The following is a 13,691-nucleotide window of genomic DNA, read 5'->3' as shown; positions in this document are numbered from 1 at the left end:
GAAATATTCACAGTTGTATTCCCTGCCAGCGTATTATTGTTTGGCTTAGATAACTACGTTAATCATCCTGCCTTTTACGATGATCACCTTTTTAGGGGCTTTGCCTTCCAGCCATTTCTGCACTACTTCATTGGCAATTACTTCTTTTTCTACCGCTGCATTATCTGCATCCAGTGCAAATCCTATTTCAGTGCGGGTTTTGCCATTGATCGCAATGGGATAATTGAAGGTGCTTTCTTTGGTGTATTGTTCATTGTACACCGGATAAGCAGCGTCCAGTATACTGGTGGTATTGCCCATTAACTGCCAGAGCTCTTCACTGATATGCGGTGCAAAAGGAGTGAGGAGTACCAGCAATGGTTCCAGGATACACCTTTTATGGCACTTCAGTGATGCCAGCTCATTTACACAGATCATAAACTGGCTTACCGCAGTATTGTAAGAGAAGTTATCACTGTCGGCATCGATTTTCTGAATGGTTTTATGCAGTATTTTCAGTTCTTCCGGTGTAGGATCATCTGATTTTACGATCAATCCTTTTTGTTCATCTGCAAAGAGCCGCCACAATTTTTTCAGGAAGCGGTGCACCCCTTCTATGCCTTTGGTATCCCAGGGTTTGGACTGCTCCACGGGGCCAAGAAACATTTCGTACATGCGGAAAGTATCAGCACCGTATTTTTCTACCAGGTCGTTTGGATTGACGGTATTGAACAAGCGTTTACTCATTTTTTCATTGAGAGAACCGCAGATATATTTACCATCTTCCAGTATAAACTCAGCATCCTGATAATCAGGCTTCCACTTTTTAAAGGCAGTCATATTTAATTCCAGGCCGTCTACGATGTTTACATCTACGTGCAGTTCATCTGTTTCGTACTGGTCTTTCAGGCCGTGTGACGCAAACTTATTCGTACCTCTGATACGATAAGCAAGTCTGGAGCTGCCCCCGATCATACCCTGGTTAATGAGTCTTTTGAAAGGCTCATCGAAACCTATATGACCCAGGTCATACAGCACTTTTGTCCACATGCGGGAGTAAAGGAGGTGTCCTACCGCGTGTTCTGTACCACCTACGTATACGTCTACCTGGTTCCAGTAGTCGGTTGCTTTCCGGTCGGCAAACGTTTTATTATTATGTGGGTCGGTATAGCGGAGGAAGTACCAGCTGCTGCCGGCATAGCCGGGCATGGTGTTGGTTTCCCTGATTACGCCGGGAGCTACATTAACCCAATCTGTTACATTGGCCAGGGGACCTTCGCCTTCTTCTCCGGGTTTATAGTTTTCCACATGGGGTAATTCCAGTGGCAGGTCTTTCTCGTCTATTGCGTAGGGGATACCGTTTTTATAGACGATTGGGAAAGGTTCACCCCAGTAGCGCTGCCGGCTGAATCCGGCATCTCTCATTTTATAATTGATCTGCCGTTTGCCGATACCCATTTCTTCCAGCTTGCTGATCACCAGTTCCATAGCAGGTTTCATTTCCATACCATTCAGGAAACCGCTGTTTTGCAATATGCCTTCTTTGGTAGGATTAGCTTCTTCGCCGGTATAATCATCGCCCACAATGTTGGTAATGGGGATATTAAAGTGCCTGGCAAAGAGGAAGTCGCGCTGGTCGCCACAAGGCACCGCCATGATCGCACCGGTACCATAGCCTGCCAGTACGTATTCGGAGATCCATATGGGAATTTCCCTGCCATCAAAAGGATTGATGGCATAGGCGCCGGTAAAGCAGCCGGTAATCTGTTTTACTTCCGCCATACGCTCTCTTTCGGAGCGGCTTTGTACGTAAGCCAGGTATTTTTCAATATCCGCCTGCTGTGCAGGAGTCGTAATCTGTTGTACCAGGTCATGCTCCGGCGCTATCACCATAAAATCGACTCCGAAAATGGTATCAGGGCGGGTAGTATATACTACCAGGTTTTGATGTACAGGCGCTCCTTTGATCGCAAACGTTATTTCTGCGCCCTGGCTTTTACCGATCCAGTTGCGTTGCATTTCCTTCATCGCATCGCTGAAAGCCACTGTTTCCAGGCCTTCCAGCAAGCGGTTGGCATATTCCGTGATCCGGAGGAACCATTGCCGCATTTTCTTTTTGATTACCGGATGGCCGCCGCGTTCGCTCACACCATTGATCACTTCATCGTTGGCCAGTACGGTACCTAATGCCGGGCACCAGTTTACTTCTGCATAAGCCAGGAAAGCCAGGCGGTAATGCATCAGTATTTCCCGTTGTTCTACCTCATTAAATGCTTTCCATTCTGTGGCGGTAAACTGTATGGTACGGTCGCCGGGGCATTCGTACCCTGCATTGCCTTCCTGCTCAAAAATAGCGATCAGCTGCGAAATGGGGGCCGCTTGCTGGGTTTGACGATTGTACCAGCTTTCAAATATCTGGAGGAAGATCCATTGTGTCCATTTGTAATAGCCTGGTTCGCTGGTGTTTACTTTGCGGTCCCAGTCGTAACAAAAGCCAATGTTATCCAGTTGCTTACGGAACGTTTTAATATTTTCCTCAGTGGTTACAGCCGGGTGCTGGCCTGTTTCCAGGGCATATTGTTCTGCCGGCAGGCCAAAAGCATCATATCCCATCGGGTGCAGTACATTAAACCCTTTGAGCCTTTTATAACGGGCATATATATCTGAAGCAATGTAACCCAGGGGGTGGCCCACATGCAATCCTGCTCCCGAAGGATACGGGAACATATCCAACACATAACATTTAGGCCGGGTACTGTTGTTGCTCACCCTGTAAGCATGGGCTTTTTCCCACTGTTCCTGCCACTTTTGCTCTATAGCCCTGAAATTATACTCCATAATCTTGATTATATAAGTTGCAATATATAGGATGTATGAGGATCCTGAATATTAAAAAATAAAAATGTTAAATTAACGTTTGGGGATGCAAAATTAAACATAACTGGTAAAATTTATTATTTTCGCCCATAAACTGTAGATTAATGGCGCAATCCGGCAAATCATCAGCAAAGAAATCTAAACCTTCATACGTCTTTTCCATCATCGGGGTAGCATTAGTGCTGTTCTTACTCGGAACCCTGGGCTTACTGGTCATCCATGCCAACAAGTTAAGTGATTACTTTAAAGAAAGTATTGAAATACAGGTGATCTTGCGTGATAATGTGAAAGAAAACCAGGCACTGGCTTTACGTGACTCCATTGCAACGAAGCCATATATCAAGTCAATTGAATATGTTTCCAAGGAAGCTGCGGCCGCTCATTTTCAAAAAGAGTTCGGGGAAGATTTCATTAAACTATTGCAATACAATCCGTTATATGCCAGTATTAACATAAAAGCGAACGCTAAATATGTGAATATGGACAGTTTAAAGATCGTAGAAGCTAATCTTACCGAAAAGAGCATCGTGCGGGAAATTTCCTATCAGCGTTCACTGGTGGCCAAGCTGAATGAGAATGTGCGCAAAATCGGATTGGTTATTCTGGCAATATCCGCATTGCTGGCGCTGGTTGTAATTGTACTAATTGATAATACCATCCGGCTGGCCATGTTCAGCAACCGGTTCCTGATTAAAACCATGCAAATGGTAGGGGCCACCCGTTGGTTTATTGCCAAGCCATTTGATATACGAAGTATTATTAACGGTGCACTCAGTGCATTGCTAGCCATAGGTGGTTTGATAGGCATCATGTATTTTGCCGACAGGGTACTGCCGGAATTAAGCGGTATGCGGGATTATTTTATGACTGGGGTACTATTCCTGGGAATGATCGTGATAGGTATTTGCATATCTTTGGTAAGTACGCACCGGTCAGTAATGAAATACCTGAGACTGAAACTGGACGATCTTTATTAATACAGCAAAGTAATTTTAACAATAATATTTATGTCTAAAACAGCTAAACCTATTGAGAATGTAACCACAGAAGGCGCTCCGGAAAAGAAAGGAGTGGCTAATGGTGATATTTTCCCGAAAGAGAACTATAAGATCATGCTGGTGGGATTAGTAGTGGTGGTAATCGGATTTTTCCTGATGACCGGTGGCAACAGCAACGATCCAAATAGTTTTAAACCTGAAGAAGTATACAGTTTCCGCAGAATTACACTGGCACCTATTGTTATTGTATTAGGCCTGCTGGTAGAGGTATATGCTATTATGCGCAGACCTAAACTGTAAAATGAGGGTAGCAACCATGAAGCCTGGCGATGAAACTTCATCGCTTTTTTTTTAATGTCATGTCTGATATCCCCACATACCCAAATGATTTAACCATTCTTCATTTTTAGTAAAAATTACGATGACTGTATTTGAAGCTATTATTATAGCAATAGTAGAAGGACTAACAGAGTTTTTGCCGGTATCATCCACCGGGCACATGATCATTACCAGCTGGTTACTGGGGATCAGCAATGATGAATTTACCAAGCTGTTTGAAGTATGTATACAACTGGGCGCCATCCTGGCGGTAGTGGTATTGTACTGGAAGAAGTTTTTTGTATTTGATAAGAACCGTCTGAATTTTTATATCAAACTGATTATTGCCGTAGTCCCTGCACTGATCATGGGATATTTGTTCAGTGATAAGATAGATGCCTTGATGGAAAGTCCGATGGTGGTAGGTGTTACCTTATTGTTGGGAGGGATTGTGCTGCTTTTTGTAGACAAGTGGTTTAACCATCCTACCATAGATACGGATGAAAAAATTGACAACTTCCGTGCACTGCGCATTGGGTTCTTTCAGTGTCTGGCACTGATACCGGGGATGAGCCGTAGTGCAGCCACTATTATTGGGGGGATGCAGCAGAAACTGACCCGTAATGTGGCCGCCGAATTTTCTTTCTTCCTGGCCGTGCCTACCATGGCTGCTGCCACAGGGTATAAACTTTTAAAAGGATATAAGCTGCTGACAGAACATCCGGAAAATCTCAAGTTACTGTTCATCGGTAACGTGGTAGCTTTTATCGTGGCGATGCTGGCCATTAAATTCTTTATCGGCACACTGAAGAAATACGGCTTCAGAATGTGGGGCTATTACCGTATTGTCGTGGGAATAGCCATTATTATAGCTATTTACATGGGGTATAAGCTGGAAGTATAATCCGTGTTCCGGAAGGCTTGCAGGTATTAGTATGATTAAATCTGCAAGCCTTTTTATCCGGTCTTTAACGCTGTAATATCAAACACCTGTACCGTAATTCACATTGTTGATCCATTATTTATGAAATATTTTTACTTATCCCTTTTGATGCTATGTAGCCTTGCTACTGCCTATGCACAGCGAAATTATATCCCCGGGGGGATTATTACCCTGCAGCAGGATTCAGTGAAAGGACTGATTGATTACCGCAACTGGGGGGTAGCACCTTCCGTTATCAGTTTCAAATCTGCAGATGGTAAGGAACAGGTATTTAAACCGGCGGATATACAGGGGTTCTGGGTAGTATCTCCTGATGAAAATTATGTGAGCAGGCAGGTAAAGCTGGATATTACGCCTCAGTCGGTGGATTACCTGAGCAGAAATGAAACCCGGATTTATCAGGAGGATACTGTATTCCTGACCCGTATTAGCAATGGCATCTATCCCTTGTATGAATACACGGATAAAAATGATCGCATACATTATATTTTTGAAGGGGCAGATCATCCTGCGGAAGAATTGCAGATGATACGTAAAAGCTATGAGGACAAGGATGGTACCAAAGGTATCCAGGACCTGCCTTATTACAAACAGCAATTATTTATCCTGTTTCAGGATTGCGAAAAGATAGCAGAAAGCACTAGCCGGTTGTCGTACCGGAAGGCCGACCTGCAGGGTATTTTTGTCCGTTATAATAACTGTAAAAATCCACACAAGGCCATTGTGGCGCAAAAGAAAGAAAAGGTACCTGTCAGCTTTGGTTTGCTGGCGGGTATATCGGCTAATAGCTATAGTTTTAAGGGGCAGCAGCGATATACAGAGGGCAAATATGATAATACTGTAGGTCCTTTACTGGGTGTGGCATTGGAGATTCCTGTTGCCAGAAACAGGCAGCAGTTTTCATTGAATGGAGAACTATTTTATAAAGAGATAAAAGCAGGGAGTGTAATTGAGGGTATTGAAAATTATAGTGTACATCATGTAGATTTTAAATTGTCCTATTTGCAATTGAACGTGTTGGCGAGGTATACTTATCCCGGTAAAGTAGTAAAACCCTATGCAACTGCAGGTATGGGGAATGCTTTTGCAGTGTCTGCAAAGGATGAAATGACCACCAACTATACAGATGGACGGGTTAAAGTAGAATCTGCTATGGATGGCGTTCGTAAATATGAGCAATCATTAATTGGGGGAATAGGTATTCATTGCAAGGGGTGGGAGATAGAGGGGAGGTACAATGCCAGCAATGGGTTCTCTTCACTCACTTATCTCAAAACTACTGTTTCCTCCTGGCAGCTGCTGGTAAGGTACATGTTATTTTAAGAAAGCAATGTATTAAACAAAGCGGCCGTTCCAGCATAAGGGAACGGCCGCTTTGTTTTTAGCCTTTTACCGCCAGGAGTAGTTCCAGGTCGGTATATTTCAGTTTGAATTTTTCGCTGAGATGGTAATTGGTAAGTGCACCTTTGTAGAGATAAATGCCATTGCGGACTCCCCGTTTGATCCATACCAGGTTTTCAAAGCCGCCATCGTCTGCTGCTTCTACCAGCAGGGGCATCAGTACATTGCTGATTGCTTCGGAAGCGGTACGCGCAAATCCGGAGGGGATATTAGGTACACAATAATGCACCACATCATACTTTTTGAAGACCGGATTTTCATGGCTGGTAATTTCAGAGGTCTCAAAACAGCCTCCCCGGTCTATACTTACATCCACAATAACTGATCCCGCTTTCATATTACTTACCATGGATTCGGATACCACGATGGGCGTACGGCCGCTCTGGGAGGATAATGCGCCCACTGCTACATCGGCATTCCGGAGTTGTTCTGCCAATACCTTGGGCTGTATAACAGAAGTAAATACACGTACGCCAATATTGTTTTGAAGCCGTTTAAGCTTATAAATATTATTATCGAATACTTTTACGGACGACCCCAGTGCCAGTGCTGTGCGGGCTGCAAATTCGCCCACAATGCCAGCGCCGATGATCACCACTTTGGTAGGGGGGATGCCGGTAATACCACCCAGGAGGATTCCTTTCCCTTTATTGCCATTGCTGAGGTACTGGCCAGCCAGCAGCATTACTGCCGCACCGGCAATTTCGCTCATTGCCCGCACAATAGGATAAGTACCTGCATCATCCTTCAGGTTCTCGAAAGATAAGAGGGTAATACGTTTGTCCATCATCTTTTGTACATCCTGTGCCTTGAGGGCAGCCAGATGAATAGGAGAGATGACAATCTGGTGGGGGCGCAGCAGCTCTATTTCGTCATTGTTGAGCGGTGCGGATTTCACAATAATTTCCGCCTTGAACACTTCTTTTTTGTCGTATACGATTTCAGCGCCTGCTTCGGAGTAATCCGTGTCATAATAATGCGATCCGTCACCGGCCTTATGTTCTACCACAATATGATGTCCATGGGCTGCTAAGATACTTACCGCATCGGGGGTAAGCGCTATGCGGTTTTCCTGGAAGGAATTTTCTTTGGGTATGCCGATGAACAAACGGGAGTTTTTTTGTGCAATATCCAGCGTTTCTTCCAGTGGTGAATAAGTAAAGCCAGCACTCACAACAGGTTTTTGCCTTTGCTCCATATGTTAGGTGTCAAGATTGTCAGTATGAAATGATCGTATTCTCCAAAGATACGTTATTTGTTAGAAGCGCCGCCGGCACGTAACATCCTTTTTTGATCGGATAAAACCTGTAATTGCAGGTGTACTGTACCGGGTGGGAGCAGGTTAGCAATAATATCCGGCCATTCTACAAAACAAATAGCCCCCTGGTACAGGCAATCCTCCACCCCGGCATTGATAGCCTCAGCTTCGTCGCGCAGGCGGTACAGGTCCAGGTGGTAAATGCTTTGTGCCTGGTCTTGTTCGTTGTTATAGGTATATTCGTTAATGATGCCAAACGAAGGACTGGCAGTAGTGCCTTTTACCCCTTTGGCAGCACAAAGGGCTTTTACCAGGGTGGTTTTGCCCGCCCCCATAGGGCCTTCCAGTGTAAATGTCTGTTTACCTGCCATCGCCGTCCAGAAAGCAGCTGCCACAGCAGGTAATTGTTCCAGCGTAAATGTCCATTCCATACCCAAAAATAGGAGTAAATACGCAGAAGTACTATAGTTACATGTTGCGGCAAACGAACCAGCTACGTGTTGTCAACCCCGGATACGCGTATTGGCTCGTTAGCAGCCGCCGGAGGCCCTGTTGCTTCTCCCAATTGACATCCCGTTGCATTAATATTTCATCGCTGTAAATAACCAATAGGTAACTTTGTATTTCCTGATCAGCGCATCTGTTGTGATGCCCCGAAAGCCTTATACCAAAATATATCAGGCGTATATGCCAATCAAGTTATACCTGTTATAACTACAAAGCTTGTTGAGAAATTATGGAAACGATCAGTTGTAAAGTACAGGGGATGCACTGCACCAGTTGCGCCCTTACTGTATCAAAATACCTGGAAAATAAAGGAATGGAGGCGGTGCATGTAAGCTTTGCCACGGAAGAGGTGAGTTTTAATGCGCCTAAAGGCACCAATGCCAAAGATGTGCTGGAAGGTGTTGCGGGAATGGGATATCGCGTGATTATGCCGGATGAACAGGTTTCCGAGGTAAGCTTTTTTACTACCCTTACATTTAAATTCCTCTTTTGTGCCGTGTTTACCTTACCCTTATTATTACATATGTGGGTAAGCTGGCACTGGTTGCATAACCCCTGGATACAACTGGCACTTACTATACCGGTATACCTGATGGGGATGTGGCATTTTGGACGCAGTGCGGTCCGCTCCCTGGCCAACCGCATGGCCAATATGGATGTATTGATTACGCTGGGGGCTACGGCAGCCTTTGTATACAGCCTTACCGGCACGCTGCAGCACCTGGGCAGTGATTATATGTTTTATGAAACCACCGCTGCTATCCTGACACTGGTGTTCCTGGGAAATGTGCTGGAAGAGAAATCGGTAAAACAAACCACTACTGCTATTGCAGCACTGGCCAGGCTGCAGGTAACCACTGCCCGTTTACTCACCGTAGATGAGCAGGGCAGGGAGCACCTGGAAGAAGTAGATAACCAGACCTTGCGTCCCGGCGACCGGGTGCTGGTAAACACCGGCGATAAAATCCCAATGGACGGTACCGTGTATTGGGGAAGCGGACATGCCAATGAAGCCATGATCACAGGAGAAAGTGCACCGGTAGCAAAGGGAGAAAAAGATAAGGTAATAGGGGGCACTATCCTGGAAGATGGCAGCATCAAACTGTTTATCACCGCTACCGGCAAGGATACCGTGTTATCTTATATCATTGACCTGGTAAAGCAGGCGCAAAACGAAAAGCCGCCTATGCAGCGGCTGGCAGACCGTATTAGTGCCATCTTTGTGCCGCTGGTGCTGTCTATCGCCTTACTTACGTTTGCAGGCTGGTTCTTTATTGGGCAGGTACCTTTTGCTACCGCTATGATGCGTAGTGTGGCCGTACTGGTGATTGCCTGCCCCTGTGCCATGGGATTGGCTACTCCGGCAGCGGTAATGGTAGGCCTGGGCAGAGCTGCCCGTCATGGTATCCTGATCAAAGGGGCGCATACACTGGAAGCGTTCAGAAATATCCGGCAGGTAGTGTTTGATAAAACAGGTACCCTCACCACCGGCAAGCTGGAACTCGGACAATACCAGTACTTTGATATGCCGGAAAGCACTTTCCGGTCAATGGTGTATAGCCTGGAAAAATACTCTGCTCATCCCATTGCCCGCTCTATTGCAGCTACCTGGAAAAGTGCCGGCGAAATACCCCTACAGCAGGTAAGGGAGCATAAAGGTCTTGGTATGCGGGCACAGGATAAAACGGGCAACGACTGGCAGCTGGGGTCTTACCAGATGGCAGCACAGGCTACAACGGATGACAGCCATAACATTTACCTGCTTAAAAACGGGCAGCTGGCCGGCTGGATTGATTTTACAGATGAAATAAGACCGGAAGCCACGGAGGTGATTACCCAATTGAAAGCCATGGGGATACAACCTGTCCTGCTCAGTGGTGATACCGCCCGTAAATGCCGGGAATTTGCGGCAAAAACCGGGATCGATACCGTGTATGCGGAACAATCTCCTGTGCAGAAATTACAGCAGATCGCTGCATTGATGAAGATAGCCCCTACAGCTATGGTGGGAGATGGCGTGAATGATGCCCCCGCGCTGGCCAAAGCCAGTATTGGTATTTCTCTGAGCGATGCCACACAGGTAGCCATGCAGAGTGCGAATGTAGTGCTGCTGCATAACAGTCTGCATACTTTACCTATGGCAATAGGCCTGGGAAAACATACCTATCTTACTATCAGACAAAATCTCTTCTGGGCATTTATCTATAACATAGTGGCGATACCGGTAGCAGCAATGGGATTGCTGAATCCTATTGTAGGTGCAGGTATTATGGGATTGTCGGATGTAGTGTTGGCGATTAATTCCGTACGGCTGCGTTATAAGAAAGTAGTGTAATGAGCGGCACGCTTTATATTTCCTTATTTTTACGGTTTCATCAAATTACCACGCTTACTTGATCACACCTTCCGCTATATTACAGCAATACTGGGGTTATCACCAGTTCAGACCATTACAGGAAGATATAGTGAATGCTGTATTAGCCGGAAAAGATACACTGGCTTTACTGCCTACGGGTGGAGGTAAGTCCATTTGTTTTCAGGTACCCGCTATGATGAAACCAGGCCTGTGTCTGGTAGTTACTCCCCTGATTGCATTGATGAAAGACCAGGTACAGGGTCTGAAAAAACGGGATATCACGGCGTATAGTATCTATTCCGGTATGCAGTTTCGAGAGGTGGAAAAAGTGCTGGAAGCTGCCAGGAGGGGAGGATGTAAGTTTTTGTATGTATCGCCGGAGCGCCTGCAAAGCAAGCTATTCCAGTCCTATTGTGATGGGTTGCCGGTGAATATGATCGCGGTAGATGAAGCCCATTGTATTTCCCAATGGGGATATGATTTCCGGCCGGCTTATCTCAAAATAGCTGATATCCGCAGCTTCTTTCCGGATGTGTCGGTATTGGCATTAACCGCATCGGCAGTACCTAAAGTGCAGCAGGATATCTGTGAAAAGCTGTTGATGAAACAGCCGGAGCTTTTCAAGAAAAGTTTTGCCCGCCCTAATCTGTCGTATAGTGTTATAGAAGAAAATGCCAAACCTGTAAAGGTGGCGCATATCTTGCAAAGGGTACCGGGTTGTGCGGTGGTGTATTGTAAAAGCCGTAAACGCACCAAAGAGATTGTGGAGCTGTTGCAACAACAGGGCATAACAGCAGGCTATTATCATGCAGGGTTACCCCAGAAAGAACGTACTGCCCGGCAGGAAGCCTGGATCAATAATGAAATCAGGGTAATGGTTTGTACCAATGCTTTTGGAATGGGGATTGACAAACCGGACGTAAGGGTAGTGATACACTTTGATATCCCTGATAGCCTGGAAGCATATTATCAGGAAGCTGGACGTGCCGGCAGGGATGAACAGAAGGCATATGCAGTCATGTTGTATAATGAAGGGGAGCTGTCTGATATGAAAGATCGGATTGATCTGCAATTCCCTTCCATGGAAGCGATCAAAGAGGTATACCAATGTATTGTCAATTACCTGCAGGTGCCGGTAGGCAGCCCGGAAGGACTGTACTACGATTTTGATATCAACGACTTTGCCAGAACATTCCAGCTGAATATCACTGTTGCCTACAGTGCTATCCGCCTGCTGGAGCAGGAAGGTATCCTGCAGCTGAGTGAAAGTGTTTTCCTGCCTTCCTATGCCGAGTTTGTAATCAATAAAGACACCCTCTATAAATTTGAAGAATTACATCCTTTACTGGAACCTTTAATAAAAACACTGCTTCGTACCTACGAAGGTATTTTTGACCATCCGGTGCCTGTTTATGAACGCCAGATAGGACGTATCCTGCTCACGGAAGATGATGAAATAATGGAGCACCTGCAATTGCTACATCAATATGGTATTATCCGTTATCAGCCACGTACAGATAAACCACAACTGTACTTTTTGCAGGAAAGAAGACAAACACAATTGCTCCGCATTGATACGGCACGGATCAGGGAAAGGAAACAGGCATATGAAGAAAGGCTGGAAGCTGTTTTTGCCTATGCCAGAAACCGTCATGTGTGCCGTACACAGGAACTGGTATCTTATTTCGGAGAGGTATTTAAAGCGGATTGTGGGGTTTGTGATGTGTGTTTAAAGAAGAAAGCCGCACCTGTTGACCGGCAGGCATTTACCAATATATCTGCCAGTGTGGTGGCGGCGCTTAAAATACAGGCACAACCTTTTACTGCATTAATTCAAACGATGCCCGAGGTAAGCGAGGACGACCTGATAGAAGTGGTACAATTCCTAATTGCGGAGGAGAAAATAAAACGTGATGCCGATGGCATATTGCATCTGTAATAATCAACTACGGATAATGCAATACCCGTAGTTGATTACGGATATTTACATATCTACTACTTTTCTTGCTTTACTGCTCTCAAAGGCCGTTTCAATCACACGGATCACTTTTATCGCATCTTCCGGTTGTACCGGAACAGGTGCACCATTTACCAGGGCTTCGTAGATACCTTGAAAATAATCCATATAATTACCATTGGAGCCCGGCAGGAATTTTTTTACTATTTCTCCATCTATTTCGGTATGAAGCAAACCCCATTCAGCAGGAGCTTCTGCACCCCAGTCGGACGCATCGGGCAACAAGCCCTTTAGCAACAATGCTTCCTGTATATCTGATTTGGTTTTGATGAAAGAACCTTTACGGCCATGTAATACATAGGCAGGCAAAGCTTCCCGTACCAGGTAATTGCATTTGAGCCGTACACGCAGATTGTTATAGTAAAGTACCAGTTCAAAATAATCATCTACCACAGAGGTGGAGCGGATGTTCCGGATATCGGCCCATAGTGCTTCCGGCATACCAAATAGCGAGAGCGCCTGATCAATCAGGTGGGAGCCCAGATCATATAATGCACCCGTACCAGGCTGCGCTACTTCTTTATGTTTTTTATAACTGAGTTCATCTTTAAAGCGGTCGTAGTGGATTTCTACTTCCAGGATATCTCCCAGTAATCCGGATTGTACTACATGGCGCACCATTTTATAGTCACTGTCGTACCGGCGGTTGTGATACACACTCAGCAACAAGCCTTTTTGTTTGGCAAGGGCTACCAGCTCTTTCCCCTGTTCGCTATGCACCGTAAAAGGTTTTTCTACGATCACATTTTTACCGGCTTCCAATGCAGCCTTTGCATAGTCGAAGTGGGTAGCATTAGGTGTATTTACAATGATCAGGTCCAGTGATTTGTCTGCCAGCATATCTGCTACACTGGTGTATACTTTTACATCCGGATAGCGCTGTTGTGCCAGGTGCTTGCTTCTTTCCACTACAGCAGCAAATTCAAATCCCGGATTTACATGCAGGAAGGGAGCATGGAATACTTGTCCGGACATGCCATAAGAACAAACGCCTGCTTTAATTATTTTACCCATTTTAATATTGTTAGTGATCGATT

General features: G+C 45.4%; 10 protein-coding genes. 6 read left to right on the top strand and 4 right to left on the bottom strand.

The annotated features are described in order from the left end of the window. Window positions 1-45: 45 nt before the first annotated feature. Window positions 46-2,817 carry a leucine--tRNA ligase gene (gene leuS / locus ABR189_RS14275; protein ID WP_354661190.1) on the bottom strand — a complete coding sequence of 924 codons (2,772 nt, stop codon included), beginning with the start codon at window positions 2,815-2,817 and terminating at the stop codon, window positions 46-48. A gap of 143 nt (window positions 2,818-2,960) precedes the next feature. Here leuS and ABR189_RS14270 point away from each other — a divergent pair, with 143 nt between their 5' ends. From ABR189_RS14270 to ABR189_RS14255, 4 genes are all read left to right on the top strand, one after another. Then, window positions 2,961-3,833 carry a cell division protein FtsX gene (locus ABR189_RS14270; protein WP_354661189.1) on the top strand — a complete coding sequence of 291 codons (873 nt, stop codon included), beginning with the start codon at window positions 2,961-2,963 and terminating at the stop codon, window positions 3,831-3,833. 30 nt (window positions 3,834-3,863) lie between these two features. Further along, window positions 3,864-4,154, top strand: a complete 291-nt coding sequence (locus tag ABR189_RS14265; protein WP_354661188.1) for a DUF3098 domain-containing protein — start codon at window positions 3,864-3,866, stop codon at window positions 4,152-4,154. A gap of 121 nt (window positions 4,155-4,275) precedes the next feature. Beyond that, window positions 4,276-5,076 (top strand): undecaprenyl-diphosphate phosphatase, encoded by an 801-nt coding sequence (locus ABR189_RS14260; protein WP_354661187.1) that lies wholly within the window; start codon window positions 4,276-4,278, stop codon window positions 5,074-5,076. 147 nt (window positions 5,077-5,223) lie between these two features. Then, window positions 5,224-6,438 (top strand): outer membrane beta-barrel protein, encoded by a 1,215-nt coding sequence (locus ABR189_RS14255; RefSeq protein ID WP_354661186.1) that lies wholly within the window; start codon window positions 5,224-5,226, stop codon window positions 6,436-6,438. A 58-nt stretch (window positions 6,439-6,496) separates the two neighbouring features. On the opposite strand, the gene ABR189_RS14250 is transcribed toward ABR189_RS14255, so the two are convergent. Beyond that, window positions 6,497-7,714, bottom strand: coding sequence for an alanine dehydrogenase (locus ABR189_RS14250; RefSeq protein ID WP_354661185.1), 1,218 nt, complete (start codon window positions 7,712-7,714; stop codon window positions 6,497-6,499). Between the two features lie 53 nt (window positions 7,715-7,767). After that, on the bottom strand, window positions 7,768-8,205 hold the full coding sequence (tsaE, locus tag ABR189_RS14245; protein ID WP_354661184.1) for a tRNA (adenosine(37)-N6)-threonylcarbamoyltransferase complex ATPase subunit type 1 TsaE: 438 nt from the start codon (window positions 8,203-8,205) through the stop codon (window positions 7,768-7,770). Between the two features lie 305 nt (window positions 8,206-8,510). Between tsaE and ABR189_RS14240 the strand changes: the two genes are divergently transcribed. Then, a complete protein-coding gene (locus tag ABR189_RS14240; protein ID WP_354661183.1) occupies window positions 8,511-10,616 on the top strand; it encodes a heavy metal translocating P-type ATPase in 2,106 nt (701 codons plus the stop codon). A gap of 58 nt (window positions 10,617-10,674) precedes the next feature. Next, window positions 10,675-12,576 carry a RecQ family ATP-dependent DNA helicase gene (locus tag ABR189_RS14235; RefSeq protein WP_354661182.1) on the top strand — a complete coding sequence of 634 codons (1,902 nt, stop codon included), beginning with the start codon at window positions 10,675-10,677 and terminating at the stop codon, window positions 12,574-12,576. 45 nt (window positions 12,577-12,621) lie between these two features. Here the strand turns inward: ABR189_RS14235 and ABR189_RS14230 are convergent, their stop codons facing one another. Continuing rightward, complete coding sequence (locus ABR189_RS14230; protein WP_354661181.1) at window positions 12,622-13,668, bottom strand: Gfo/Idh/MocA family oxidoreductase; 1,047 nt, start codon at window positions 13,666-13,668, stop codon at window positions 12,622-12,624. Between the last annotated feature and the right edge of the window lie 23 nt (window positions 13,669-13,691).

Source organism: Chitinophaga sp. H8 (assembly GCF_040567655.1).
GTDB classification, from domain to species: Bacteria; Bacteroidota; Bacteroidia; order Chitinophagales; family Chitinophagaceae; genus Chitinophaga; species Chitinophaga defluvii.
The sequence above is the reverse complement of the archived record's forward strand: the minus strand, read 5'-3'. Positions and strand labels throughout refer to the sequence as shown.